24 protein-coding genes are annotated in these 25681 nt (G+C 71.7%); 16 read left to right on the plus strand and 8 right to left on the minus strand.

The window, feature by feature from the left end; genetic code table 11:
• Positions 1-14 precede the first annotated feature (14 nt).
• From DEI84_RS15745 to DEI84_RS15995, 3 genes are read right to left on the minus strand one after another with little or no spacing between them, the layout of a single operon-like run.
• A complete protein-coding gene (locus DEI84_RS15745; protein ID WP_181420455.1) occupies positions 15-767 on the minus strand; it encodes a hypothetical protein in 753 nt (250 codons plus the stop codon).
• The gene (locus DEI84_RS12990; RefSeq protein ID WP_181420456.1) at positions 764-1321 is read right to left on the minus strand and encodes a signal peptidase I; all 558 of its coding nucleotides are present in this window, start codon (positions 1319-1321) and stop codon (positions 764-766) included. The genes DEI84_RS15745 and DEI84_RS12990 overlap by 4 nt, the downstream gene beginning before the upstream one ends.
• A 5-nt stretch (positions 1322-1326) precedes the next feature.
• Complete coding sequence (locus DEI84_RS15995) at positions 1327-1764, minus strand: hypothetical protein (protein ID WP_258371787.1); 438 nt, start codon at positions 1762-1764, stop codon at positions 1327-1329.
• A 518-nt stretch (positions 1765-2282) separates the two neighbouring features.
• On the opposite strand from DEI84_RS15995, the gene DEI84_RS13000 reads away from it, so the two are divergent.
• From DEI84_RS13000 to DEI84_RS15750, 4 genes are all read left to right on the plus strand, one after another.
• Positions 2283-3224: an AraC family transcriptional regulator gene (locus tag DEI84_RS13000; protein ID WP_110891141.1), complete on the plus strand. Its 942-nt coding sequence runs from the start codon at positions 2283-2285 to the stop codon at positions 3222-3224.
• A gap of 512 nt (positions 3225-3736) precedes the next feature.
• Complete coding sequence (locus DEI84_RS13005; protein WP_181420457.1) at positions 3737-4915, plus strand: GAF domain-containing SpoIIE family protein phosphatase; 1179 nt, start codon at positions 3737-3739, stop codon at positions 4913-4915.
• Positions 4916-5801: 886 nt separating this feature from the next.
• Positions 5802-6674 (plus strand): hypothetical protein, encoded by an 873-nt coding sequence (locus tag DEI84_RS13010; protein WP_146236371.1) that lies wholly within the window; start codon positions 5802-5804, stop codon positions 6672-6674.
• Between the two features lie 89 nt (positions 6675-6763).
• Entirely contained in the window at positions 6764-9430 is a 2667-nt protein-coding gene (locus tag DEI84_RS15750; RefSeq protein ID WP_181420458.1) for a hypothetical protein, read from the plus strand.
• A 539-nt stretch (positions 9431-9969) separates the two neighbouring features.
• On the opposite strand, the gene DEI84_RS13020 is transcribed toward DEI84_RS15750, so the two are convergent.
• Complete coding sequence (locus tag DEI84_RS13020; RefSeq protein WP_110891144.1) at positions 9970-11865, minus strand: gamma-glutamyltransferase family protein; 1896 nt, start codon at positions 11863-11865, stop codon at positions 9970-9972.
• A 194-nt stretch (positions 11866-12059) separates the two neighbouring features.
• Here DEI84_RS13020 and DEI84_RS13025 point away from each other — a divergent pair, with 194 nt between their 5' ends.
• The 5 genes from DEI84_RS13025 to DEI84_RS13045 all read left to right on the plus strand — a co-directional run bounded on the left by DEI84_RS13025 (position 12060) and on the right by DEI84_RS13045 (position 17187).
• On the plus strand, positions 12060-13217 hold the full coding sequence (locus DEI84_RS13025) for a peptidoglycan DD-metalloendopeptidase family protein (protein WP_110891145.1): 1158 nt from the start codon (positions 12060-12062) through the stop codon (positions 13215-13217).
• A gap of 65 nt (positions 13218-13282) precedes the next feature.
• A complete protein-coding gene (locus DEI84_RS13030) occupies positions 13283-13906 on the plus strand; it encodes a DNA alkylation repair protein (protein ID WP_110891146.1) in 624 nt (207 codons plus the stop codon).
• A gap of 91 nt (positions 13907-13997) precedes the next feature.
• Complete coding sequence (locus tag DEI84_RS13035) at positions 13998-14840, plus strand: cytochrome c oxidase assembly protein (RefSeq protein WP_146236372.1); 843 nt, start codon at positions 13998-14000, stop codon at positions 14838-14840.
• A gap of 119 nt (positions 14841-14959) precedes the next feature.
• A complete protein-coding gene (locus DEI84_RS13040) occupies positions 14960-16165 on the plus strand; it encodes a zinc-dependent alcohol dehydrogenase (protein ID WP_110891148.1) in 1206 nt (401 codons plus the stop codon).
• A complete protein-coding gene (locus DEI84_RS13045; protein WP_110891149.1) occupies positions 16162-17187 on the plus strand; it encodes an NAD-dependent epimerase/dehydratase family protein in 1026 nt (341 codons plus the stop codon). Before DEI84_RS13040 ends, DEI84_RS13045 begins: the two co-directional genes overlap by 4 nt.
• Positions 17188-17332: 145 nt before the next feature.
• Here DEI84_RS13045 and DEI84_RS13050 read toward each other — a convergent pair whose 3' ends face one another.
• Entirely contained in the window at positions 17333-17926 is a 594-nt protein-coding gene (locus tag DEI84_RS13050) for a MarR family transcriptional regulator (RefSeq protein WP_309146393.1), read from the minus strand.
• A gap of 92 nt (positions 17927-18018) precedes the next feature.
• On the opposite strand from DEI84_RS13050, the gene DEI84_RS13055 reads away from it, so the two are divergent.
• The 3 genes from DEI84_RS13055 to DEI84_RS13065 all read left to right on the plus strand — a co-directional run bounded on the left by DEI84_RS13055 (position 18019) and on the right by DEI84_RS13065 (position 20502).
• On the plus strand, positions 18019-18666 hold the full coding sequence (locus tag DEI84_RS13055; protein ID WP_110891150.1) for a hypothetical protein: 648 nt from the start codon (positions 18019-18021) through the stop codon (positions 18664-18666).
• Between the two features lie 94 nt (positions 18667-18760).
• Positions 18761-19645, plus strand: coding sequence for a S26 family signal peptidase (locus DEI84_RS15755; protein ID WP_181420459.1), 885 nt, complete (start codon positions 18761-18763; stop codon positions 19643-19645).
• The gene (locus DEI84_RS13065) at positions 19642-20502 is read left to right on the plus strand and encodes a LamG domain-containing protein (RefSeq protein ID WP_110891151.1); all 861 of its coding nucleotides are present in this window, start codon (positions 19642-19644) and stop codon (positions 20500-20502) included. Before DEI84_RS15755 ends, DEI84_RS13065 begins: the two co-directional genes overlap by 4 nt.
• A 39-nt stretch (positions 20503-20541) precedes the next feature.
• Here the strand turns inward: DEI84_RS13065 and DEI84_RS13070 are convergent, their stop codons facing one another.
• Both DEI84_RS13070 and DEI84_RS13075 read right to left on the minus strand, forming a co-directional pair.
• A complete protein-coding gene (locus tag DEI84_RS13070; protein WP_110891152.1) occupies positions 20542-21540 on the minus strand; it encodes a signal peptidase I in 999 nt (332 codons plus the stop codon).
• Between the two features lie 42 nt (positions 21541-21582).
• Complete coding sequence (locus DEI84_RS13075) at positions 21583-22185, minus strand: hypothetical protein (RefSeq protein ID WP_110891153.1); 603 nt, start codon at positions 22183-22185, stop codon at positions 21583-21585.
• Positions 22186-22300: 115 nt separating this feature from the next.
• Between DEI84_RS13075 and DEI84_RS13080 the strand changes: the two genes are divergently transcribed.
• Genes DEI84_RS13080 through DEI84_RS13090 form a run of 3 tightly spaced genes read left to right on the plus strand, consistent with a single transcriptional unit; the run spans position 22301 to position 23933 of the window.
• Entirely contained in the window at positions 22301-22783 is a 483-nt protein-coding gene (locus DEI84_RS13080) for a MarR family winged helix-turn-helix transcriptional regulator (RefSeq protein ID WP_258368174.1), read from the plus strand.
• A 50-nt stretch (positions 22784-22833) separates the two neighbouring features.
• Positions 22834-23499 (plus strand): pentapeptide repeat-containing protein, encoded by a 666-nt coding sequence (locus DEI84_RS13085; RefSeq protein ID WP_110891154.1) that lies wholly within the window; start codon positions 22834-22836, stop codon positions 23497-23499.
• Positions 23496-23933: a DUF6314 family protein gene (locus DEI84_RS13090; protein ID WP_110891155.1), complete on the plus strand. Its 438-nt coding sequence runs from the start codon at positions 23496-23498 to the stop codon at positions 23931-23933. Before DEI84_RS13085 ends, DEI84_RS13090 begins: the two co-directional genes overlap by 4 nt.
• Positions 23934-23975: 42 nt before the next feature.
• Here the strand turns inward: DEI84_RS13090 and DEI84_RS13095 are convergent, their stop codons facing one another.
• A complete protein-coding gene (locus tag DEI84_RS13095) occupies positions 23976-24935 on the minus strand; it encodes an NAD(P)/FAD-dependent oxidoreductase (RefSeq protein ID WP_110891156.1) in 960 nt (319 codons plus the stop codon).
• A 66-nt stretch (positions 24936-25001) separates the two neighbouring features.
• Between DEI84_RS13095 and DEI84_RS13100 the strand changes: the two genes are divergently transcribed.
• Positions 25002-25613, plus strand: a complete 612-nt coding sequence (locus DEI84_RS13100; protein ID WP_110825571.1) for a helix-turn-helix domain-containing protein — start codon at positions 25002-25004, stop codon at positions 25611-25613.
• Positions 25614-25681: the final 68 nt, after the last annotated feature.

Raw genomic sequence — 25681 nt, forward strand, 5'->3', positions numbered from 1 at the left:
CGAATGCGCGCCGGTCACGATGCTCCTCGGAACCGTCGTCGTCGAAGCGTGAGGCCGATGGCGATCAGAACCGCCCCGGTCAGGCACGGTACGACGATTCCGGTGCCGGTCCATGCCAGGACGGAGGAGGCGGGACGCGACGACGTCGATGAAGTCCCTCCTCGCTCCGCACCGGTAACAGTGGGCGTCAGCGCACCCGGAGGGGAGCCGGTGTCGGTCGTCGCGGTGACCCCGATGCCAACGGTCGCAGTCAGTCCCATGAGGCTCTCATCGCTCGCGGCAGCAGCAGTGTCGGGGAGGGAGAACTCGACGAGCAGGAACGTCTCGCCGTCCGCGCGCGGATGCGGAACGGTGAGCGCCGTGTGCCCCGCCGGCGAGGCAGGGCTCGAGTGGACGATCGGGTGCGGGTCGGCGCACCGAGGGGCGGATCGCACCTCCTGCCATTCCTCATCACACGCCGTCACCGCGACCTGGAGCCCGCGGGGGTGGGTGACGAGGTCGCCGTCCTTTCGGACGTCGAGGTCGAGTCGCACCCTCCCGTCACGGTCCACTCGGGTGTGAACCTGCCAGAACGCAGGCTGCCCTGGTGCGAGATCGGGGATGTCAAGGCGGCTGCGGTTGGTGTCGAGTGTGAGCCCATTGGGGGCTCCTGTTTCGGGGACCGGATGCCAGACCGTCGCGGCGGCCGCCGTGGTGCTGAGAATCCCGAAACCACCACACACAAGAGTGCCGGCGGCGAGGACGCCGAGCCACCGTGAACCGGTCATGCTGCGCCTGGTTTGCGTCGTGGCGGCCAGAACGTCCAGATGATCACGGCTCCGACCACCACAACGAGCAGCCCGTGCAGCGGGCGGCTGTCGAGTGCCTGGAGCACGGAACCAACGGCGGGCGCTGAGGCGATCGTGAGTTGCGCGTCGCGCACGACGTAGGGGGCGCGATCGGGAGTGGCGTTCGCGTCCCCGCGGAGGGTCAGCGAGCGTGCTTCCCGGTCCGCCGGAACATCATCGACGGCGACCACTCGGTGGGTGACGGGCAGCACGGAGCCGGTTCGGGGAACCGTGACGACTTGTCCCGTTTGTATCTCGCTCGCCGGCACGGAGCGGGCGACGACAACAGCTCCTGTGGGAATTGTGGGACTCATCGACCCGGTCGTTACGACGATGAGTGACAGCCCAGCGAGGGCGGCAATCGCCCACCAGGCGACGCATGCGAAACCAATGATGCCGGTGACGGTGACCACACCCGTGCGGACAATGTGATGCAGCGTTCGCTTCGCTGGTGAGCGCGTTGGCGCCGCGGTGGGGGCGAGCTCGGTGTGCACCTGGGTCACGCTGATTCGGCCGTGAACTCCCACGCTGGTGCCACGGTTCGCCCTTGCAGGGCATCGAGTTCGACGCCCGTCGGCAGCGCGGGAGTGGATGGCAAGGAGACCTCGAAGCAGTACGCCTGGGCGGATCCGGAATTCGCTGCCAGCGCTTGCGTCGTCGCGGCCCCTGCTGTCCCCAAAGGACCGCTTGCGATGACGGCTGCAGGGTCGTTGAACGTTGCTGCGCCGCAGGATGCGGACGTCGCCGTCGTGGCGACGCGGACCTGCAACGCATCCCACAGGATCTCGTCCGTGTCGGCGGTGGCGATGCCGGCCGCTGGCGTCGCGGACTCGAGGCGGAGCGTTCCTGCGACGGAGCCCGAGACTGTTCGGAGCGCCACCGCGGCGTAGGAAGCTTCACCCGGCGACAGCGCGAGCGCGTCGGCCGTGAAGGTCATGCCCTGGCCCGGGTTCGCTTCCGCCTGCGTCCATCCGGCTGTGAAAGGCGCCCCGGCGACGCTCTGCTCGACCTCGAACGTCGATGTACCAACCCCTGCGCCTCCAGCGCCGTTCCCGCCGAACACCCATTCGGTGTCCGTCCATGCGGCGAGGGTGAGTCCGACCCCACCGACGACGAGGGCACCGCCAGTTGCAAGGGCGAAGATCTTGGTGCGCCGAGAAGCGGGCGCGGTGGACTGTCCTGACATCGTTGCTCCTGATCCCTGATTCCTGTCCGCGGACGGTGGCAGGAGTGGTTAGGTCCTGCTGCCGTGGCGACCTGGTGAGGATCCCCGACGACCCCCGTCAGCGATGTTCCGGCGATCTTGTCAGCAACGCCACGCCCCCGCAAGACGAAAGCGACGCGTCGTGCACGTTCGTGAGCTTCGCGAAGCGAACGGATGCAGGCCTGGGTCGCAGGCCATGAGGGTGTCCCTGCAACGAGATACTCCGTCCGAATCGTGGTAGAACCCCTGCTGTGAGCGTTCCAACCTTTGTCGACGTTGCGACGGAGAACGCTGATGAAGCCGCTGAGGCGATCAGCCAGAGCTTCGGGTACACGGCAGCTCTGTCCACGGGGGCGTTGTCGTACCGTCAGCGGGTCGTCGTCGGCGATGCCGTCACGATCGCCGACCTTGGTCTGGGCGCTGAGGTGCAGGTCGATCTCGATGCCACTGATGAGGTGATGCTCGTCCAGGTGGATTCGGGCACCTACGCCTACAACCCGTGGGGATCAGAGCAGATGCTCGGTCAAGGTGAGGCGTTTCTGATGCCGCCGGATCAAGACATGCAGTTCAGCATCGACCACGCCAGGGTTTCGACATGCTCCTTTTCGGCCGCGCTGCTCCGGCAGATCGCCGGCGAGTTGTGGGACGTTGAGCACGTCCGGCTGCGAGAGGGGGCAGTACGCCCTGTCGATGCGGCACAGCACTGGTTGTGGCGGCGGACCGTCGAGGAGTACCGGCATCAAGTCTTCGAGACACCGGCGATCTACGCCGATGAGCTACTGCGCAACCAGGCGTCTCGGTACCTGATCGTCAGCGCCATCACTGCGTTCGGCCTCGTCGAGACACCGATCCGTTCAGCGGCCGCACCGAGTGCTGCGGTGCGACGCGCCATTGCGTACATCGACGATCACCTGCAGGAACCGATCACGCTGCAGGACATCGCCTCGGCCGCCCGGCTGTCGCAACGAGGGCTGTCACTAGCGTTCCAACGGGAACGGAGCCAGTCGCCCATGCAGTACGTGCGGCTCGCTCGTGCGGCCGGCGCCCGGCGGGATCTGCTGTCGGCGGATCCCACTCGAGGTGGTTCAGTCACAGCTGTCGCTGCATCCTGGGGGTTCAGCAATCCCGGACGTTTCGCTGCGCTGTACCGAGCAACGTACGGCGAGACTCCGCGCGAGACCCTGGCCCGCTGACATCCGCGCTCCTGGTGGGACGGAGAACGAGGGTTGGTGAGGCCCCCGCCCTCCCTTCCCAGGACCCTGATTCCTCCCTGGGGCACTGTCATCTTGCCAGCCCAGAGCTTGGCGTCATGCGATTCCGGTAACGATTTCGAAGAGTTATGCGTTTGCTGCGATTTGCAACGTTGCACGGTGCCGTTTCCGTCCAACTGGTACCGTTAACGTCACGCACCGGTTGGTTACCGGAGCCAAGGCGGCGTGGCGCGACTCCTGATTCGTTACGCCACGCCGCCGCTTCATTTCTCCGCTCGAGAACGCCAGATGTCACTCCTGCGCAATCGCCGAAGATGAAGCGCTCAACCTGTAGACACCGCCTGTGACCGTGACACACACGTCCATTGCGCACGTTGCGCGTGGCGTCGCATGCGCATGCTTGCGTACCGCTTGCATAGCGCTAGCACTGGGTCGCAGCGCCACCGCGTCCAGGCGCGAGACTCCAGTGCTGCAGCACGCTTACAGTGGCGGCTGTGAATGATGTGACGGCTCGGGCAGCTCTTGTGCACGAGCTCGACGTCATCGGGGAGGACCCGGCTGAGCGGTTCGACCGCGTTGCTCGGCTGACGCGGGACGTGTTCGGTGCGCCGATGGCGTTCGTGAATCTCGTCGATGACAACACCCTGTACACCCTCACCCCGCAGACATCAACTGGTCGGCGGGAGCTACCCGCGAGCGAGAGTTTCTGCGCGGAGACCGTGCTTCACGACGAGCCCACTGTGGTGTCTGACGCTCGCACTGATGACCGGTTCGCGACACTGCCAGTGGTGCAGACGCTTGGAATTCGCTTCTACGCTGGCGCGCCCATCAAGGTGCGAGGCACACGAGTCGGGTCCGTGTGCGTCATGGATACCCGCCCGCGAGTCCTAGCCGACAGTGACGTCATCCTGCTTCAGGACCTCGCCACCTGGGCAGGCCGGATCCTCAGCGACGGCGGCAGCGCGACCGATTCGGGAACGGACGCCAGCACCCTCATCCCTGGTCCGGTTCAGCTTCCCGGCTACGATCTGCGCGCCGAAGTAGTCCCGTTCAGTGGTGCCAGCGGCGACTTCTACGACTGGATACCCACGACGTATGGGGTGGCCATCACGCTCACTGATGTGATGGGCAAGGGCATGGAGGCGGCCAAGCACGCCGCTTCCATCCGCGCGGCGTTCCGCGCCCAGGACCAGGAACGTCCCGCCACCGACGTGATCGGTGCCACGGACCGAGAGATCGGGCCGGCGCTTGTGCGAGCGGATTCGTTCGCCACCGCGTTCCATGCACACCTCGACACTGCCACGGGTTGGGTGGATTTCGGCGATGCCGGTCACGGCATCGCGATGCACCTTTCAGCACACGGGCAAGCGGTACGGCTGCTTCGATCCCGGGACCTCCCACTCGGGCTGCATCCCGGCGCGATGCGCCGCTCCTCCGGGTTCTTGGTCCTCCAGCCCGGCGACGCGCTGATCGTCTGCAGCGACGGCGTGCTCGACCTGTTCGACGGGACTCTCGCGTCGCTTGATCAGCTTGCCGAGATGTACTGGGCTGCTCCAGACGACTTCCTTCGTCGAGTCCGCGCCCTCATCGCCGAACGCAGCCCTGACGACGATGTCACCACGCTCGTTCTTGCACGGCATGGCGCAGCGCCAACGCAAGACCCGTCGAGCTGACGAGGACAACGAGGCATCTCGACAGTGGCCGGCTGATCGCTGCCGTCACGATCACTCAGCGGCGCCACGCTGTCGGCAGGATCCTGACATTTTCTTGAGAACACCTCGCGCTCTCGGCCCTCGAGGCGTACCGTGCCGGTCAACCACTCTACGTGCGCAGCCGAGATCAGGAGGTGAGCGCATGGACGCGTCGATGCGTGCACCCCTACGGGCTGTGATCCGGTGGGCCCTCATGGGCTCCGGGATCGCTGCAACGGTCGTGCTGCTCTCGCTGCTCCTAGGCGCTCGCCCGGCCGCGGCGGCGGAAAGCCCGCTCCTCGGAGCGACGTCAACGAGTAGTCCGCAGACCAGCACACAGCAGCGCAGTAACGGGCTCGTCAGCGGCATCACGTCGAGCGTCGGCGGGGCCGTACGGGGCGTCTCGAGCGGCGTCGGCCAGGTGCTCGACACTGCGGTCACTCCAGTCCGGACTGTGGTCGCACCCCCGGTGCCGGCTCCGGCCGCGCCCGCTCCCGCAGCGCCCGCTCCGGCCGCTCCCGCCCCGGCCGCGCCCGCTCCCGCAGCGCCCGCTCCGGCCGCGCCCGCGGTGCCGGTCGCCGCCAGCCCCGCGCCGAGCCACCCGGCCCCAGCCCAGCACGCCCCGGCCCCGGCCCCGGCGCCGAGCAGTCCGGCCCACACTTCTCCAGTGCCGAGCGGGCCGGACGACAGCGCACCGGAGGCACACGCCCCGGCGACGCCGAGCACGACCACCACCGGCACCCGCCCGACCACGTCAGTCGCCGACGGCGTCGTGGCGGCCGTGGGTGAAGCCTCCCGTCCGATCACCGACACCGTCGATGCGGTTCTCAGCCCGGTAACTGGCACCGCTGCCACCGTCCTCCACCCCGTGACCAACACCACCGCCACCGTCCTTCACCCCGTCACCGGGGCGGTCGGAACGGTCGCAGGCGGCGGCCCGGTCACTGCAGTGGTCAACACCGTCGACCGGGTGGTCGGGAGCCTCCCGGTCGTCGCTTCACTCCTCGGCGACGACACGCTTGGCGGCATCACCGCCCCAGTCACCGCCGTCGTCGACGACGCGCTCGACTCCGTCGGCGGCATCGTCACGCAGGTTCCCGGCGTCGTCGCCCAGATCCCGACCATCGTCGACCAAGTTCCGGACGTCGTCGGCGAGCTGCCCACCGGTCCGGTCCTGCCCAGCGGGCCACTCCTGCCGGGAGGCTCGCTCCCCGGCGTCGACGTCCCCTCGCTCCCGACGGTCCCCGGCTCCGGCACTGATCCGGTCACAGCGCCCACGCCCGTCGCGACAACGGCCCCGGTCGGGAACCGCACGCCGGCCCGCTCTGCGCACGGCAACACCGGCGGCGCCGTAGCCGGCGCCCCCACCGCCCAGGCCACAAACGGCACCATGTCGGCCCGTGGCACCACCGACACCCGCGCCGTCGTCCTCGGTCACGTCGCCGCCGGCACAGCGGCCACCGCGCCCATCACCACCGACACCCCCGCCGCGATCATCGTGGACGGTGCGGCGCTCGTCCTCCCCGAGGGCGGCGCACCGGTGCACACGCCCTTCGACGGCGGCACCGCCAGCACCACGGGCGGCAGCACCTCCGCCGGTGGCTCCGCTGGCGCAAACGTCCTCGGCACCGTCGGTGCCGAAGCGCAGACCTCCCCCCTCGCCGCGGGCCTCCGCGGCTCGGTCTCCGACGACGCCGTCCCGGCTTCGGTCGTCGGTGACCACGACGTCGCTCCCGATTGAGATCGGCGCACCTGCCCGTCACGGCAGGACGCGCCACCGGCCGCCTCTGTGTGCGGTCGATCATCCATCTCGATCAGGAGTGAACGACCATGAACAAGAACGTCTCCCGAGGGCTGTGGTTCGCCCTCTGTGTGGGCGGGCTGACCTTCGGTGGAGCTGTCGCGGCGAACGCGGCGACGACCACCGGTGAGGACGGCACCGTCTCCGGAACCCAGGTCGCGCCGACCGTCGACGCGCCCGTCTCCGTCACCCGCAACGCCTTCGGCATCGTCAGCGACGCGGTATCCACCGCTGCCGCACCGGCAGCTCCGGCTCCGGCTCCGGCTCCGGCGGCACCTGCGCCCGCGGCACCGGCGCCTGCGGAACCAGCACCCGCAGCACCGGCACCTGCTCCCACCACGAGCGGGGCCGACGGCATCGCGTCCGGCACGCAGGTCGTGCCCGACGTCAGCGCTCCCGTCACGGTGACCGGCAACGCCGTTGGTGTCCTCGGGGACGCGGTGGCCGCACCGGCGCCCGCTGCTCCGGCTCCCGTTGCTCCGGCTCCGGCTCCGGCTCCGGCTCCTGCGCCGGCCGCCCCTGCCCCTGCGCCGGCGGCAACCGCACCCACCACGTCCGGTGAGGACGGGCTGCTCTCCGGCACCCAGGTCGCCGGCGCGGTCGACGTGCCGGTCACGGCGACCGGCAACGCCGTCGGGGTCCTCGGTGACGCTGCCGCCACCGGTTCGACCTCCGGGTCGGCTCCGGCCGCTCCGGCAGATCCGGCCGGTGACACGACGACCGCTTCGACCTCCGGGGAGGACGGTGTGCTCTCGGGCACCCAGGTCCTGCCGGACATCACGGTCCCCGTCACGGTCTCGGGCAACGGGATCGGCGTGCTCGGAGACGGATCGGCCACCGGGACCTCCGCGGCCCCGGCAGCTCCGACCGGTGGTTCCCCGACCGGCTCGACCTCCGGGTCGGACGGGCTCATCTCCGGCACGCAGTTGCTCGGGACCGTCTCGGTCCCGATCACGGTGACGGGCAACGGAGTCGGTGTCCTCGGCGACGGATCGAGCTCGGCCACGGGCTCGACCCCGACGGGCGGTACGGCCAGCACGGGTACGACGCCGGCTGCAGGTGGTACGACGTCCGGTGAGGACGGCATCGGTTCCGGCACCCAGGTGTCGCCGGTGGTCTCGGTTCCGGTCACGGTCGGTGGCAACGGGATCGGCGTCATCGGTGACGGCACGAGCACCGGGGGCACGGCGGGTACGACCCCGACGGGCGGTACGGGCGGTGCTCCGGCTGCAGTTGGCACGACCTCGGGTGAGGACGGAATCGGTTCCGGCACCCAGGTGTCGCCGGTGGTCTCGGTCCCGGTCACGATCGGTGGCAACGGGATCGGCGTCATCGGTGACGGCACGAGCACCGGTGGCACGGCGGGTTCGACCCCGACGGCCGGCACGGGTACGACGCCGGCTGCCGGTGGTACCACGTCTGGTGAGGACGGCATCGGCTCCGGCACCCAGGTGTCGCCCGTGGTGAACGTCCCGGTCACCGTCGGTGGCAATGGCAATGGCATCGGCATCGTCGGAGACGGCACCAGCACCGGCGGCACCACCACCGGCACGACCCCCACCACCGGTATGGGCACCGCTCCGGCGGCCAGTGGCACCACCTCCGGCGAGGACGGCATCGGCTCCGGCACCCAGGTCACCCCGGTGGTCTCGGTCCCGGTGACGGTCGGTGGCAACGGCGTCGGTGTCATCGGTGACGGATCGGCCTCGGGCACGACCCCTACGACCGGCACTGCTCCGGCGGCTGGTGGGACGACCTCGGGTGAGGACGGCATCGGCTCCGGCACGCAGGTCTCGCCGGTGGTGTCGGTTCCGGTGACGGTCGGTGGCAACGGGATCGGCATCGTCGGTGACGGCACCAGCACCGGCGGCACCACGACCACCCCCACCACCGGTACGGGCATTGCTCCGGCTACCGGTGGCACGACCTCGGGCGAGGACGGCATCGGCTCCGGCACCCAAGTCACCCCGGTCGTCTCGATCCCGGTGACGGTCGGTGGCAACGGCATCGGTGTCATCGGTGACGGCACCAGCACCGGTGGCACCGCCACCGGTACCACCCCCACGACCGGCACCGCCCCGGCCGCTGGTGGCACCACCTCGGGTGATGGCGGTGTCGGCTCCGGGACGCAGATCATCCCCGTCGTGAACATCCCGATCACGGTCGGTGACAACGGCATCGGCATCATCGGAGACGGCACCACGACCCCGGCCACCGGCACCACGCCCGGAACCACGCCGGGTACCAGCCCCGGCACCAACCCGGGTACCGACCCCGGCACCACCCCGGGTACCGACCCCGGCACCACGCCCGGCACCACCCCGGGTACCGACCCCGGCACCACGCCCGGCACCATCCCGGGCTCGACGCCGAACACCGGGACCACTCCCGGTGACACGGGCAACACCCCCGACACCGGTACGACCCCGGTCGTCGACACCATCCCGAACACCGGCACCACGCCACTCGTCGACACCGACACAGCCCCGGTCGTTACGGCAGACGTAGTCCGGTCGACCCCGACCCTCGTGTCCTCCGCTCCGGCAGCAGCTGCAGCGACCGGGGCAGAGGCGACGGCGAACACCGCCGGCACCCTCGCCTACACGGGCGCGGGCAACCCGGCGTCCCCGGCACTGGCAGCAGTCCTGCTGCTGCTCGCCGGACTCGGGACACTGACCCTGCGACGCCGTCACTGAAGGGCAACCATAGAGGAAAGGGTGCGGAGCACCGGGAGACCGGTGCTCCGCACCCGCCTGCCCGAACGGGTCAGCGCGACCACCGGCCTCGAGAAGTTTGAGGCGCCTTTGGGGGCAGCGAGAAACTTGCGCTGGCCTCAAAGGGTGACGGTACCGGCCCAATCAGTTGATTGCTGCTCCCCCGTACGAGCCAGAGGTGCGCCGATAATGTATGTTATGTCAGCTAGGGTCGCGGGTAGTGAGGCAGAAATCGTTCCTACGCCGTCCGCCACCGAGAGCGGAGACGTCTTCACTGCCTCCGGCGTGTATGACGAGCGGAGACGTGTTCAAGGCCTCCGGCGAGTACGACCACCTGCCGGAGGCCGCGATCCACAGACGAGGGGGAGATGCGCATCGCACCCCTGTTGCCGCCCTGGTTGCGGATGACGACACTGATCTGACATCGATGGACGGTCGACTGCAGTCGCCGGGTCACGGCGTCCCTGACCCGGCCGCTCTCACTGACTGACACCGCCTCGACGTCCGCAGCCCGCGGGACGTCAGCGCCCGGCCGCGTACCCCTGCGCCCCGCGGGGGTTCGCGCCCGCACCGAGGACCCCGGTCTCCGGGTCCCGGGTGACGCAGCACAGCCGGCCCAGACTCCAGTCGCCGGCGCGCGTGACGACGTGCCCACGGGCCTCCAGGCCGGCGATCACGTCGTCACCCAGCCGGTCCTCGACCACCAGGCCCGCGGGCTCCCACGTCCGCGGCCAGAACGAGCCGGGGAACGACGTCGTGTGCAGCGCCGGGGCGTCGATCGCCTGCTGCGGGGTGTAGCCGCCGACGATCCACCGCAGCAGGAACAGCAGCTGCCACTGGTCCTGCTGGTCGCCGCCGGGGGAGCCGAGCGCGGCGACCGGGACACCGTCGCGGAGGACCAGCGTCGGGGTGAGCGTGGTGCGGGGGCGCTCGCCGGGCCGCAGGGTCGACGAGGTGCCCTCCTCGAGCCACGTCATCTGCAGCCGTGTGCCGAGGCAGAACCCGAGCTCCGGGATCGTCGGGGACGACTGCAGCCACCCGCCGGAGGGCGTCGCGCTGACGATGTTGCCCCAGCGGTCCACGACGTCGATGTGGCACGTGTCGCCGCGGGTGTCGCCGTCGGGCGCGACGAACGGTTCGCCGCGGTCCTCGACCGGGACCTCGGCGCGCTCGTCGGCCGGGCCACGCCGTGCCCCGGGGACCGTGGGCTCGCCGACCCCGGCCGCGCCGGTCACGTCGTACGAGGTGCGGAGCGGCGGCAGGACCGGCTCGACACCCGGCACGGAGCCGGGGCGGAACGCGTCCGAGGCGGTGTCCCCGATGAGCGCCCGACGCTCGGCCACGGCGGCGTCGGCGAGCAGGGCGTCGAGCGGGACCGTGCCGTCGCCGTAGTAGGCGTCGCGGTCGGCCATCGCGAGCTTCAGCGCCTCGACGATCGTGTGGGCACCGAGCTCGGTGGACGGGTCGAGGCGCTCGTCGTCGAGGGGATCGAGCATCCGCAGGGTCTGCAGGAGCGCCGGCCCCTGGCCCCACGGCCCGGTCTTCGCGATCGTGTGGCCGCGGAACGTCGCCGTCGTCGCCGGCTCGGTGGTCGCCCGGAACGCGGCGAGGTCCCCGGCCCGGATGACGCCGGCGTGGTCGGTGCCGGACGAGTGCCGGTGCGGCTGCCGGACGAAGGCGTCGATCGTGGTCGCGACGAACCCCTCGGCCCACTCCCGACGGGCGGCGTCGATCCGGGAGGCCCGTCCACCGTCCGCCCCGTCGCCCGCGCCGGCCGCTCCCGCCGCCACGAGCCGGTCGAACACCGAGGCGAGCGCCTCGTTGCGCACGACGTCCCCGGTGACCGGAGGCGCGCCTCCCGGCAGCCAGCGCTCGGCGGAGGTCGGCCAGTGGTCGCGGAACAGGTCGGCGACCGCGCCGATCGTCCGGACCACGCCCGCGCTGACCGGGTGGCCGTCGCGGGCGTACCCGATCGCCGGGGCCAGCACGTCGGCGAGTTCCCACGTCCCGTGGTCCCGCAGCAGCAGGAGCCAGGCGTCCACCGCGCCGGGGACGGCCGCGGCGAGCGCGCCGGCGCCCGGCACGAGGTCGAGTCCCTCGGCGCGGAAGTGCTCGGGGGTGGCCGCTGCCGGGGCGGGTCCCTGGCCGACGAGGACCACGGGCGCGGGATCGGCCGCCGTGGCGAACACGGCGGTCAGGTCACCGCCCGGGCCGTTCAGGTGCGGCTCGACCACGTGCAGGACGAAGGCCCCGGCGACGGCGGCGTCGAACGCGTTCCCGCCGCGCTCCAGGACGGACTGGGCGGTGGCCGTGGCGATCCAGTGCGTCGACGCCGTCATGCCGAACGTGCCCTGCAGGTCGGGTCGCGTCCGGTCGGCCGACGGTCGGACGAAGGCGGGGTTCGGCTGGAGGAGCATGCGACCCATCCTGTCCCGGAGTGGGCGAGCACACCGACAGCTGTCGCGCACGCCCCCGGTCCTGGGGATACCCGCAACCGGTTCCGGCTGCGAACCTTGACCGTCGGCGCGTACAGGGACGTGCCACATCAGGACACGCACCGCGCCGGCGCTCGGCGCCCGCGGTGGTCGCACCACGAGCAGGGACACCACGCATGATCAGGGCACGAGCACGCTTCGCCGCGGCCGTCACCGTCGTCGCGATCGCGGCCGCGGGACTCGTCGCGGTGGCGGCGCCGGCGCAGGCCGCCACCTACACGAGCGCCGTCAAGGCCGGGACCACACTGCAGCCCGGCGACTCCGTCAACTCCACGAACGGGCAGTTCCGGCTCGTCCTGCAGGGTGACGGCAACCTCGTCGAGTACGGCATCGGCAACGCGGTGCTCTGGGCCTCCAACACGGCCAACCAGCCGGGGGCCACCGTCGTCGTCCAGAAGGACGGGTACCTGACGATGGTCCGGAACGGTCGGGTCGTGGCGCAGTGGGGATCGGGTGGCGGTGCCGCCAAGGACTTCGGCGTCCGGGCTGACGGTGAACTGCGCATGCGGAAGGTCGGCAACGGGATGTTCTGGCGCATCGCGACCTTCCAGAACCGCATCACCTCGGGCGGGACCCTCGCGGCCGGCACGACCCTCCGTGCGAGCGCCGCCTCGCCCCGCACGCTCGCGATGCAGGCCGACGGCAACCTCGTGCAGTACGTCAGCGGCACGGCGGTCTGGTCCTCGCAGACCTTCGGCAACCCGGGCGCCTACGCGGCGCTGCAGCCCGACGGCAACCTCGTCGTCTACTCGGCGGACGGCCGTCGTGCACTCTGGTCGACGCGGACCTCCGGGAAGGGCCCGGCGCAGTTGCTCGTACAGGTCGACTCGAACGTCGTCCTCTACGGCTCCGCGGACACCCGCATCTGGTCGTCGCGTCCGGTGACGGGCCTGCTCTGGCCGGTGAAGACGACGCGCATCTCCGGCCGCTACGGCGACGACCGCGGTGCCGGCCACGTCCCGCGCTACCACCAGGGCACCGACGCGGTCGTGCCGGTCGGCACGCCGGTGTACTCGTCCGGGCGGGGAACGGTCACCTCGGTGGTCCGCAACCACGCCAGCTACGGCAACTACATCGTCGTCACCTACGGGCTGACGACCGTGCTGACGGCGCACCTCAGCGAGATCGAGGTCACGCAGGGGCAGGTGGTCTCGGTCGGCAAGGAGATCGCGAAGTCGGGCAACACCGGGCAGTCGACGGGCCCGCACGTGCACGTCGAGACCCGGGTGAACGGCACGCTCAAGGACCCGCTGACGGTGCTGCACTTCCGCTGACCCGGTCCCGGCGGGCCGATCCTGCCGAGTCGGTCCCGCCGGGTCCCGGTCGTAGGGTGGAGGGGATGCCACATCCCACCGCCGAGGACGTCCTCGCCGCGTTCGCGCGCACCCCGGGTGACGTCGCCGCCGCGCGCCGGATCGCACGGCGCTTCGCCGACCTGGACCCGGGGGAGCGGTCGGCACTGCTGTGGAGCGACGACCCGGGTGGGCGGACCGTCGCGGTCGTCATGCTCGTCCAGGCCGCACGGCAGCACCCCGACGCGGACCTGACCGACGAGTTCCTGTCGGCGCTCCGGGCGGAACGCATCGACGACCCCGTGCTCGTCGACCTGGCCGCCGAAGAGCTCGTCGGCGTCCCGTTGCTCGGCGGGTCCACCGGGCCGCTGTACGCGCTCGCGAAGTCGGACGTGGCGCTCGTCCGGCGGGCCGCGGTCGTGGCCACCCTGGCGTTCGTGAAGCAGGGCGACGCGGAGGTCCCGCTCGGGCTGGCCGGGCGACTCGTCCGGGAGCGCGGCGAGGTGGTGCAGTCCGCCCTCGGGTGGGTGCTCCGCGAGACCGGCAAACGGGCGTCCGAGGAGGCCCTGGTGGCGTTCCTCGACCGGCACGGGCGCGCCCTGAGCCGCGCGGCGCTCGAGACCGCGACCGAGCACCTCCCCGCTGCCGACCGGGACCGACTCCGCGCCTGAACCGGCCCGGTACCCGTCGCAGGAGCGCACCGCGCCGAACACGGTGCACCGGTCTCCGACAGGATGGACCGACGACGACAGGAGCCCTCTGGTGCACTCTCACGGCGGCATGCTCGGGACCTTCACCCTCATCGCCCTCACCTTGGCCGGCGCCGTGTACGTCGTCGGCGCGGCCGGACAGCGGCGTCGCGGCCAGCCGGCGTGGCCGATCCCGCGGACGGTCACCTGGATCGCCGGGCTCGTGGCCGTGGCCGCGGTGCTCGTCGGACCACTCGGGCACGCCGGGAACCACGACCTCACCACGCACGTCCTCGGCCACGTCGTCATCGGCATGGTCGCGCCCGTGCTGCTCGTGCTCGGGTCCCCCGTGACGCTCGCCCGCCGGACGCTCGAACCGGTGCCGCTGCAGCGACTCGGACGACTCGCGGGCAACTCGCTGACCAAGGCGCTCGCGTTCCCGGTCGTCGCCGCGGTCCTCGCCGTCGGTGCGTCGTGGCTGCTGTACACCGGACCCACCGCAGCCGAGTCCACCCGCGACCCGGGGCTGCACTCCGTCGTGATGATCGGGTTCCTGCTCGTCGGGCTGCTCCTCACCGCCGCGGTGGTCGGGGTGTCCGCGGGCATCCGCCGGAGCCCGCGCTGGCTCCGCGTCGCCGTGCTCGCCCTGTCGACCGCCGTCCTCGGAGCCGAGGCGATCCTGATGGCCGTCGACGGGGTGCCCGGCATCGCTGCCGACCAGGTGCCCTCGGCCGCTGCCGCGCTCGGCGGAGGCGCGGTGCTGTACGCCCTCGTGCTCGGCGCGGTCGTGGCCACCGAGCGTCGCCGCGACGAGCGTGCCGCCCGTGAGGAGCAGGACGTCCTGACGGCGCGCAGGACGCGGCGGGCAGGACCCGTGCCGTCGACGGACCAGGTCCGCTCCGGTCAGCAGGTCTGACCCGCCGTCCGGTGCGCTGACCGGCCCACGCTGGGAGGTGCCACGCGGCGGAGGCGTACCGATGGACGGAGCGTGCCGGGCCTCCCGTCCGGCCCCGCCGCGACGAGAGGAGCGCACACATGCGCGCACTGACCTGGCAGGGCACCGAGAAGGTGTCCGTCGAGACCGTTCCCGACCCGACCATCCAGGAGCCGACGGACGCGATCGTCCGGATCACCTCCACGGCTATCTGCGGCTCCGACCTGCACCTGTACCGCGTCCTCGGCCCGTACATCGACAAGGGCGACGTCCTCGGCCACGAGCCGATGGGCATCGTCGAGGAGGTCGGCTCCGCCGTCACGAACCTGAAGGTCGGCGACCGCGTCGTCATCCCCTTCAACATCTCCTGCGGCCACTGCTACATGTGTGAGCGCGGGCTGCAGTCGCAGTGCGAGACCACCCAGGTGACCGAGTACGGCAGCGGCGCGTCCCTGTTCGGCTACACGAAGATGTACGGCCAGGTCCCCGGCGGCCAGGCCGAGTACCTCCGCGTGCCGCACGCCGACTACGGGCCCATCAAGGTGCCGCACACCGGCGCGGACGAGCAGTGGCTGTTCATGAGCGACATCATCCCGACCGCCTGGCAGGCCGTGCAGTACGCGGACGTCCCCGAGGGCGGCACGCTCGCGGTGCTCGGTCTCGGTCCGGTCGGCCAGTTCGCCGCCCGCATCGGCAAGCACCTGGGCTACCGCGTGCTCGCCGTCGAGCCGGAGCAGGTGCGTCGTGACCTCGCCGCGAAGTACGGCATCGAGACGTTCGACCTGTCGAAGGACCTCGTCGCCGAGCTCGTCGACCTGACCGACGGCCGCGGCCCGGACGCCGTCGTCGACGGCGTCGGCATGGAGGCACACGGCAACCCCGCCGCCGGGTTCGCCCAGCGCGCCGCCGGCCTGCTGCCCGACAAGCTCGCGCAGAAGGCCATCGAGACCGCGGGTGTCGACCGCCTCGACGCCGTGCACACCGCGATCGACCTGGTCCGCCGCGGCGGCACCGTCTCGCTCTCGGGTGTCTACGGCGGCATGGCCGACCCGATGCCGATGATGACGCTGTTCGACAAGCAGATCACCATCCGCGAAGGCCAGTGCAACGTCCGCCGCTGGGTCGACGACCTCATGCCGCTCGTCGAGGACCCCTCCGACCCGCTCGGCACGCTCGACCTGACGACGCACAAGGTCTCGCTCGAGGACGCCCCGCACATGTACGAGGTCTTCCAGAAGAAGGAGGACGGCTGCATCAAGGTCGTCCTCGACCCGGCGCTGCCCGCGGGTTCCTCGGCCGCGGCATGACCAGGGTCGTCATCGTCGGCGCGACCGGGAACGTCGGGAGCGCGCTGCTCCGACGGTTCCGGGACGCCGGCGCCGACCTGGTCGGGGTCGCCCGGCGACTGCCCGACCTGCGGGCCCAGCCCTACGACGCCGCGCTCTGGCACACGGTCGACGTCGGCGCGGTCGACGCCGTGGACCGGCTGGCCGCCGTCTTCCGCGGCGCGGACGCCGTGGTGCACCTCGCCTGGGCGCTGCAGCCGACGCACGACATCCCGGCGCAGCACCGCACCGACGTCACCGGGACCGCGAACGTGCTCGCTGCCGTCGCCGCGGCCGGCGTGCCGCAGGTCGTCGTCGCCTCGTCGGTCGGCGCGTACCGCGGTGTGGACGTGGCCGGCAAGCGCACCCCGGTGGACGAGAGCTGGCCCGCCGACGGCATCCCGACCGCCACGTACTCCGTCCACAAGGCCGAGAACGAGCGCGCGATGGACGTGTTCGAGCGCGAGCACCCGGACGTGGTCGTCACCCGGATGCGCCCGGGGCTCGTCTTCCAGCGGGACGCCGCGGCCGAGATCCGCGGGCTGTTCCTCGGCCACCTCGTGCCGATGCGCGCCGTCCGGTTGCTGCGGTTCGCCGTGCTGCCCCTGCCGTACCCCTTCGTCTTCCAGGCCGTGCACGCCGACGACCTCGCCGACGCCTTCTGGCGCGCGATCGACCGGACGGCCGGCGGCGCGTTCAACGTCGCCGCCGCACCCGTGCTCACCCCGCCGCGGATGGCCCGGGTGCTCGGGATGCTCGGCGCGGTCCGCGTGCCCCTGCGGCTCGTGCGCGCGTTCGTGACGCTGACCTGGCGGCTGCGCCTGCAGCCGACCGACGCGGGCTGGGTGGACATCGCGGCCGGCGTGCCGATCATGCGGACGGACCGTGCGCGCGAGGTGCTCGGCTGGGAGGCCCGGCACAGTGCCGAGGACGCCATGCGCGACCTGGTGGCGGGGTTCGCCGACGGTCACGGCGTGCCGGAGACGCCGCCGCTGCGCGGCTGAGGTCCGCCGGAGAGCGGACCGAGACCGAGCGGCACCGATCCGGACCGGCACGGATTCCGACCCGCACGGACACGGGCGTCACGGTCCCCACCGACCGTGGCGCCCGTCGTCGTGCGGGGCGCGTGCGGTCAGGACGGACCGGCGGTCAGCGGGACGCCTCGTCCGTCCCCGGTGTGGGTGCCGCGGTCGCCGCCTGCTCGTACAGGCCGGTCGCCAGGTCGTTGAGGACCGCGTGCAGGTCACCGCGGTGCCGGGTGTCGACGGCGCGGAGCATCGCGACGTAGCGACGGCGGTAGTCGCCGACGACCTCCTCGCCCGCAGGACGGAGGCGCAGCAGCGACCCACGACGGTCGTTCGGGTTCGGGGTCCGTTCGAGCAGACCGGCGGACGTCAGACGGTCGATCAGGTTCGTCACGGCGCCGGAGGTCAGGCCCAGGAACCCGGCGACCTCGGTCGGGGTGGAGTACCCGGTGTCACTGACGAGGACCAGCGCGCGCAGGCCGCTCTCGTGCACGCCGGCACGGGCGCTCAACTGCCCGACGAGGCTCGCGTTCGCGCGGACGACCGCGTCGAACGCGGCCATCAGGTCGGTCGCGCCGTCCTCGTCCTGTCCCGTCACCACCTGGTCCCGCCCCTCGCTCGTTGCGGAAGAGTACCGGGCCGACACGACCGTGCCGGACGCCGTCGCGCCTCCCGTCCTGCCCTGGCCCCCGCTCTGGGGGCGGACACCGGCTTCCATCTCCTTCAACCGGTGACTATCTTGATCATCAAGCAATCGCTCCTCCGAAAGATTGCACCCCCACACCGACTCACCGAACATCGAGGTACCCCGTGTCCAACCCGCTCCGCACCTCCCCGCTGAAGCGCCTCCGCTTCGCCCCCGTTGCGCTCCTCGCGGGCATCTTCGCCGCCGTGCTCCTGTCCCTCTCGCTCACCGGCACCCTCTCCGGGTTCGCCGCGAGCATCACGAACAGCAGCAACACCGCCGCCAGCGGCACGCTGATCATGCAGGAGCAGAACGCCAACGCGTCGGTCACCTGTCTCAGCACCGACGGCGGCTCGGTCTCCACCAACTCGGCGACCTGCTCGACCATCAACAAGTTCGGTGGCAGCACGACGATGACCCCGGGCAACACGGTCAACACCCCGATCACCATCAAGAACACGGGCACCGCCGCCGCGAACACCTTCACGCTGACCCCGGGCGCGACCTGCACGCAGACGGCGAACGGCACGTCGAACGGCACCGCGACCGACCTCTGCGCGAAGATGAACCTCGTCATCACCTCGGGCTCCACCACGGTCTTCTCCGGCACCCTCGCAAGCTTCAAGGGCGCCGCCGCGATCTCGCTGCCCACCGCTCCCGCCGCCGGTGCGAGCGTCCCCTTCAACTTCGCCGTCACGCTCGACTCCTCGGCCGGCAACACCTACCAGGGCCTCGCCGCCTCGGTCCCGATGACCTGGACCTTCACGGCCTGATCCGCCCCGCCCAGACCGGCGACGCTCGACCGACCCCCCTACGGTCGAGCGTCGCCATCACCCGTGACCGACACCGACCAGGACGGAGCAGCACATGAGCCAGACCTCGGCCATCCCGCTCAGCGGGACACTGCCGCGGCCGCTCCTGCGCGGGCGGACGTTCAGCCGCTCCGAGTCCGTCCTCGCCTGGTCGGTCGCCGTCATCGCCGCGGTCCTCCTGACCGCCGCGATGCTGTTCCTCACCAACGGCGGCCGCTGGTTCGTCGTCGAGACGCCGTCGATGGGTGAAGCCGCCCCGGTCGGCACGCTCGTGCTCGACATGCCCGTGCAGGCCTCGTCGCTCCGCGTCGGCGACATCGTCTCGTACAGCGTCGCCGCGAACCCCGACGTCGTGTACACCCACCGGATCATCGAGATCGACCCCGACGGCGGCATCCGCGCCCGGGGCGACGTGAACGGTGCTGCCGACCCGTGGACCCTGAGCCAGGACGACCTGGTCGGCGCCCCGGTCCTGCTCGTCCCGCACCTGGGCTGGCTCTTCAAGGCCACCCCGGTCCTCCTGGTCGGGACGCTCCTCATCTGGGGCCTGACCAGCGCCTTCACCGACCGGGTCACCCGGAGCAGTCTGCGCATCGCCGGCGGTTCCCTCACGGTCTCCTACGCGGCCTTCCTGCTCAAGCCCTTCGTCAACGTCACGACGATCTCGAACAGCACGTCCCCCGGCTCGGTCGAGGCGACCGTCGTCTCCTCCGGGATCTTCCCCGTCCGCGTCGACGCGGTCGGCGGCAACGCCGTGCACCTCGTCGACGGCGAGGTGGGGCGGGTCACCATCACCGAGCTCAACCGGCACGGTCACTACCAGCTCATGTCGAGCATCGACCTCGACCCGACGGGCTGGGCCCTGCTCGTCGCCGCCTGCCTGGTCCCGCTCGTCCTCTGCCTGGTGGTCGGACGCGTGCAGACGGTGCGGCCCTCGTGAACCCCGGTCGTCTCCGCGACGGCAAGGTCCTCGCGCTCCTGCTGGTCGTCGCACTCGCCGTCGTCCTCCTCGTCAACCAGTTCGCCCCGACCCGTTCGGGCTTCAGCGCGAAGGTGACGAACGGGTCGAACTCCGCCGGCACCGCGGCGTCCAACACCTGCACCGGTGCGGTCGGCTTCGACGCCACCGCCAGCAATGCCCTGTTCGCGTACAAGCTGACCGAGCCGTCCGGCTCGACGACCGCGGCCGACTTCTCCGGCAAGGGCGCGAACGGCACCTACCAGGGCGGGATGACCGCGAGCACCCCGAGCCCGATCGCCTGCCCCCGCGACCCCGGGACCGCGTGGCTCCTCGACGGGGCGTCCGACTTCCTCTCCACCCCCGCGGCGCAGCGGAACCCCGTGACCTTCAGCGAGGAGGTCTGGTTCCGCACCTCGGTGGCCGGCGGCCTGCTCATCGGCTTCGGCGGCAGCCAGGTCACCGTCTCCGGCCAGCACGACCGGCAGATCTACCTCAACACGAACGGGCAGCTCGTCTTCGGCGCCTACAACGGGGCCACGCAGGTGGTGACCTCGCCGAAGTCCTACAACGACGGCGCGTGGCACCACGTCGTCTCGACGATGTCCGCCACGACCGGCATGCGGTTGTACGTCGACGGCGCGCTCGTGGCCTCGAACGCGAACTACACGGCGCCGGAGAACTACACCGGGTACTGGCGCATCGGGTACGACACGATCTCCGGCTGGCCCGGAGCGCCGGCGAACCCGTACTTCACGGGTTCGATGCGGTTCGCTGCCGTCTACAACTCCGTGCTCACCGCGGCGCAGGTGAGCAGCCACTACGCCGCCGGGCGCTGACGCCGGGGTCGGCCGCGGACCGGCGTTCGACCGGGCCCGTCAGCGGGCGCAGGAGGTGCGGCCGAGTCCGAACAGCCGGATCGTGGTGATCCGCACGGTGGACGGCGACGTGGCCGTCCACGTGTCGGTGAGGTCGGTGCGCACGCTGATGGTCGACGTCTTCCAGACGAAGAAGTCCGACGCGCCCAGCGTGACGTCCCGCTCGCCCGCAGCGGTGCTGATCCCGCTCGCGGCCCCGTCGACCAGGACGGTGAAGCGTTCGGGTGCGACCCCGGAGTAGGTCCATCCCACGTCGACCGCGGCGTTGCCGACGTTCGTGCAGGTGAGCCCGGTCACCGGGGTGGCGACCGCGGTGGTGATCGAACTGGCCCCGGTGGTCGTGGTCGCTGCGAAGGCAGCGGCGGCTGCGGGTGCGGGCAGTGCGACCCCGACGACGGCACACGCCGTCGCCGCGACCACGACGGCCCGGGCGCGGGGGCGGCGCGGACGTGCGGCACGGTGACGGCCGTGGCGCGGGAGCCGGTCGGTCGGGGCGTCGGTGCGGGTGCGCACGGCGGGCACCACGGCGAACCCGGCGAGCACGACGATCCCGGCGGCCAGTGCGACGAGGGGCACGGTCCGGTGCTCCGCGGCCCAGACGACCGGGAGCCCGACGAGCGGGACACGCAGGTACCCGACCCCGACGACCGAGGACCGCGCGACGGCGGTCGAGTCCGCCTCCGGGTTCGCGTCGCCCTTCGTGACGAGCTCGCCGCGGGCGTCCACGTCGTGGAGGCGGTGCAGGCGCAGCACGCCGGCGTGGTCGGGGTCCGGGAAGAGCAGCACCTGACCCGCGCGGAGGTCGTGGGCCGGGACCGGCTTGCTCACGACGACGTCACCGGGCAGCAGGGTGGGCTGCATGGAGCCCGTCATCACGGTGGTGGTGTGCCACCCGAGTGCGAGCGGAGCGATGCCCCAGAACGCGACGCCCACGAGTGCCGCGATGACGCCACGAGCGGCGAGCACGACCGTGAACCGGAGCCACGATGACGAGCGCATGCCGATCCTCCTGTCCGGTGGGCGTGCGGTGGTGGGCAGGGACTAGAGGTTCTGGGCTTCCCAGGTGAAGCCGAGGCTGGCGGTGGCGCCCATGAGGGTCGCCGGTGCGTCGGGGGAGACGGTGTACGTGATCTGGAAGGTCCGCGTCTCGGGCTTCGTGCCCGCGGTCTTCCACGTCCCGAGGCCGGACGCGTAGTCCTTCCGGGTCGACACGAAGGACGCGAGCGAGCCGTCGTAGAGGGTGCCGTCGGTCCCGGTCACCGCCGTGAACCCGTCACAGGTGCCGTAGCCGCCGCCGGTGCCCTGCTTGACCTGGAGGGTCACGGACGAGGCCAGGGCCTTGGTCTGGGTGACGTCCTTCGCGTACATGCGGACGGCGCTCGGCAGGCTGCCGCTCGAGGTCACCGCGATGCAGTTCGTGCCGGTGGACCCGGGCTTCAGGTTCGACGCGGAGAACAGCGCGCCGTTCGAGGCGTCGTTCGTCAACGCGACCGTGCCCATCGACCAGTTGTCGGCACCGTCGGACGAGGTCGCCGAGAAGGCCGAGTAGCTCGCCGTGGAGACGGCGACGCCGGCGGCGAGCAGCGCGGCGGGGATCACGGCGAAGGTGCCGAGGCGAGCGAGGGTGCGGGTAGGGCGACGCATTTCCGGGTTCCATCCTGATCGTGTCGCCTCGATTTTCGAGGCATCTGCGACTGTACGCCTCGAATTTCGAGTTTGTCAATCTTCGTGATGAACGGATGTCGACTATGCTCGGCACGTGACCGCACCTCCCCGGCGCCCCTCCACCGCCGACCTCGATCGACTCCTCGACGAGGCCGTGGCGACCTTCTACGGCGCACAGGTCGAGCACGCGCACCTCATGCAGCACCTCGCCGTCCGGCACGGTCTGAACCCGGTGGACCTCCGCGCGCTGCAGTTCCTCGGCGCGGTCGACGACGACCGCACGCCGAAGGAGCTCGGCGGGTACCTCGAGATGGGGACGGGGGCCGTGACCGCGCTCCTCGACCGGCTCACCCGGCAGGGACTGCTCGACCGCGTCCGGAACCCCGATGACCGGCGCAGCGTCCGGATCGAGCTCACGCTCGACGGGGTCGCGGTCCTCGGGTCCGTGCGGGCCGCGTACCGCCAGGTGCTCGAGGGCGCCGTGGCTCCCGAGTCCTTCGAGCTGTTCATCGACTTCACCGGGCGGATGGCCGACGCCCTGCGAGCAGCCGCCCGTCCGGACGATCCCGACGTCTGACGGCCCCGGTGCACGACCCCGCGGTCGTCCGTCCGCGGCAGACTGGGGGCATGGCACGGAAGACCGGCGTCGCGGCGCCCCGCATCACCCTGACCGAACCGGCAGACCTCGAGCCGTGGTCGCCCGGAGCCGGGGACGTGCTGACCGGTGACCGGATCGACGGCAAGCGCATCGACGTGCTCGACGTGGCGGGGGAGCGGCTGCCCGACCTGGAGCTCGAGGAGTGCGTCGTCGGGACCCTCCGGGCCGACGGCGCCGACCTGCGCGGGCTCCGCATCCGGGACACCGTGGTCGAGGTGCTGGACGCCCCCGTGCTCCGTGCCCAGAGCGGCGCGTGGCGCGAGGTCCGGATCGCCGGCGGACGGATCGGGTCGGCCGAGCTGTACGACAGCTCGTTCAGCGCGGTGGAGTTCGTCGGCATGAAGCTCGGGTTCGTGAACCTCCGCGCGTCGGTCCTCACCGACGTGGTGTTCCGCGACTGCGTCATCGACGAGGTCGACATCGCGGACGCCCGGCTGCAGCGCGTGGCCTTCCCGGGCAGCACGATCCGGGAGGTCGCCGGGGCGGGCACCCGCATCGAGGACGTGGACCTCCGCGACGCGGACCTCGACCGGGTGGAGCGGCTCGACGGGCTGCGCGGTGCGACGATCGGCGGCGAGCAGCTGTACACGCTCGCGCCGCTGCTCGCCGCACAGGCGGGGTACCGGGTCGAGTGACGGCCACGGAGGTGTCCGCCCCGGCACTGCTGCTGCCCACCGACCTGCTCGGGCGGTGGGACCTGCACCGGACGGTGCACGACCGCCTCGCGGGGGTGTCGGGCACGGTGACCGGCTCGACCGAGCTGACGGCCGAGGACGACGGGTCCGTGCGCTGGCACGAGGCGGGGACGATGGTCCTCGGCGCCACCGAGACGCCGGTGTGGCGCACCCTGTCCGTCCGATGCGGCACCGGTGACCGGTGGTACGTGCACTTCGCCGACGGCCGGCCGTTCCACGACTGGGCGTGGGGTGACCGCGTCGAGCACGCCTGTGCGCCGGACGACTACACGGGCCTCCTCACCGGGACGCCCGAGCGGTGGCGGGTCCGGTGGGAGGCCCGTGGTCCGGCCAAGGACCTGGTGCTCGACAGCGTGCTGACGCCGACGCGGTGACGCCGGTGCACCGCCGCAGCCGCAGCCACGCGGCCGGACCGATCAGCGCCGCAGTGCCGCCGCCACGTCCGCCTGCAGCAGGTCCCCGTGCACCGCGGCCCCGGTCTGCGTACCCGCTGCCGCCGAGCCGATGACCGTCAGCATCGCGTTCGCCACGTTGCCGGCCGCGTAGACGCCGGGGACGTCGGTCTTCCCGAGCGCGTCGACGGCCAGGACCCGGCCGAACCGGGTCCTGTTGGCCTCCTGGTCCACCGGCGTCAGTCCGAGTCCCGCGGCCCAGTCGACCCGGGCCTCGACACGACTCGCGGCCGCCAGGGCGTCGAGTCCGACGACGGACCCGTCCGGCAGCTCCACACCGCTGAGCCGGTCGCCGTCGGACAGCACTCGCGCGACGGGGGAGTGGACGACCCTGATCCTCCGTGCAGCGAAACCGGCGAGGACGGTGTCGTCGACGGCGCCCGGTTCGGCCACGAAGGCCGTCACGTCCTCGCTGAGGGCCCGGAACATCTGCACCTGGTGCGCTCCGGCCAGTGTCGTCACCAGGACGCCGATCCGTCGGTCGCGGACCTCCCACCCGTGGCAGAACGGGCAGTGGACGACTCCGCGGCCCCACTGCTCGGCCAGTCCGGGGACGTCCGGCAGCAGGTCGACGCCACCGCCGGCGATGACCACGCGGCGTGCTGCGACGACCTCGCCGCTGTCCAGGGTGAGCCGGAACCCGACCGGGTCGTCCTCGGTGACGGGCGCGGCGGACGCGGCCACGATCCTCCCGTCCGTGACGGTGACGCCGTAGCGGGCCACCTCCTCTCGGCCGACGCGGACGAGGTCGAGGGGTGCGGTGCCCTCCTGGCCCAGGTAGTTGTGGACGCCCTCGGCGGGGGCGTTGCGCGGCTCGCCCGCGTCGACGACGAGCACGGAGCGGCGCGAGCGCCCCAGGATGAGCGCTGCGGACAGGCCGGCGGCACCGCCGCCGACGACGATGACGTCATGTGGTTCGGACATGGGGGGATCCTCTGCCGAGCGGATCGTCGGTGGCAAGCGCCGTTGCCGGCATGGCAACATGGGGGCGTGGCACACGCACGGGAGGCCCGCCCCACGGAGCCGACGACGGCCGACGTCGTGGACGCGGTCGGCCCACGGCTCCGGGCGCTCCGCACGCGACGGGGCACCACCCTCGCCGCGCTCGCGGAGCGCACCGGCATCTCGGTGAGCACCCTGTCCCGGCTGGAGTCCGGCCAGCGGAAGCCGACGCTCGAACTGCTGCTGCCGCTCGCCCGCGCGTACCAGGTGCCGCTCGACGACCTCGTCGGGGCACCGGCGACCGGGGACCCCCGGGTGCACCTCAAGCCCGAGCGGCACGGTCGCCGTGTCGTGATCCCCCTGACGAAGCGGACCGGGGGCGTGCGCTCGTTCAAGCAGCTCATCGAGCCGCACGACCACGGCTCGGACACGACGCTGAAGACCCACGAGGGCTACGAGTGGCTCTACGTGCTGTCCGGTCGGCTCCGACTGGCGCTCGGCGACGAGGTGTTCGACCTCGGCCCGGGCGAGGTCGTCGAGTTCGACACCCACACCCCGCACTGGGTCGGCAACGTGACCGACCAGGTCACCGAGGTGCTCTGCCTGTACGGGCCGCAGGGGGAGCGGGCGCACGTCCGGTCCAGCCCGCGGGCTGGCTGAGGGCACGGACGCCGGACACGACGACGGCGGCGAGCCGCAACGTCATCGCGTTGCGCCCCGCCGCCGAC

Source organism: Curtobacterium sp. MCBD17_023 (genome assembly GCF_003224415.1).
GTDB lineage: Bacteria > Actinomycetota > Actinomycetes > Actinomycetales > Microbacteriaceae > Curtobacterium.

Bases quoted from the DNA above. Each gene is read 5' to 3' on its own strand.
- DEI84_RS15745 (WP_181420455.1), bottom strand. From the start codon at position 767: ATGACCGGTTCACGGTGGCTCGGCGTCCTCGCCGCCGGCACTCTTGTG.
- DEI84_RS15995 (WP_258371787.1), bottom strand. From the start codon at position 1,764: ATGACCTTCACGGCCGACGCGCTCGCGCTGTCGCCGGGTGAAGCTTCC.
- DEI84_RS15750 (WP_181420458.1), top strand. From the start codon at position 6,764: ATGAACAAGAACGTCTCCCGAGGGCTGTGGTTCGCCCTCTGTGTGGGC.
- DEI84_RS13020 (WP_110891144.1), bottom strand. From the start codon at position 11,865: ATGCTCCTCCAGCCGAACCCCGCCTTCGTCCGACCGTCGGCCGACCGG.
- DEI84_RS13025 (WP_110891145.1), top strand. From the start codon at position 12,060: ATGATCAGGGCACGAGCACGCTTCGCCGCGGCCGTCACCGTCGTCGCG.
- DEI84_RS13030 (WP_110891146.1), top strand. From the start codon at position 13,283: ATGCCACATCCCACCGCCGAGGACGTCCTCGCCGCGTTCGCGCGCACC.
- DEI84_RS13040 (WP_110891148.1), top strand. From the start codon at position 14,960: ATGCGCGCACTGACCTGGCAGGGCACCGAGAAGGTGTCCGTCGAGACC.
- DEI84_RS13045 (WP_110891149.1), top strand. From the start codon at position 16,162: ATGACCAGGGTCGTCATCGTCGGCGCGACCGGGAACGTCGGGAGCGCG.
- DEI84_RS13050 (WP_309146393.1), bottom strand. From the start codon at position 17,926: ATGGAAGCCGGTGTCCGCCCCCAGAGCGGGGGCCAGGGCAGGACGGGA.
- DEI84_RS15755 (WP_181420459.1), top strand. From the start codon at position 18,761: ATGAGCCAGACCTCGGCCATCCCGCTCAGCGGGACACTGCCGCGGCCG.
- DEI84_RS13070 (WP_110891152.1), bottom strand. From the start codon at position 21,540: ATGCGCTCGTCATCGTGGCTCCGGTTCACGGTCGTGCTCGCCGCTCGT.
- DEI84_RS13075 (WP_110891153.1), bottom strand. From the start codon at position 22,185: ATGCGTCGCCCTACCCGCACCCTCGCTCGCCTCGGCACCTTCGCCGTG.
- DEI84_RS13085 (WP_110891154.1), top strand. From the start codon at position 22,834: ATGGCACGGAAGACCGGCGTCGCGGCGCCCCGCATCACCCTGACCGAA.
- DEI84_RS13095 (WP_110891156.1), bottom strand. From the start codon at position 24,935: ATGTCCGAACCACATGACGTCATCGTCGTCGGCGGCGGTGCCGCCGGC.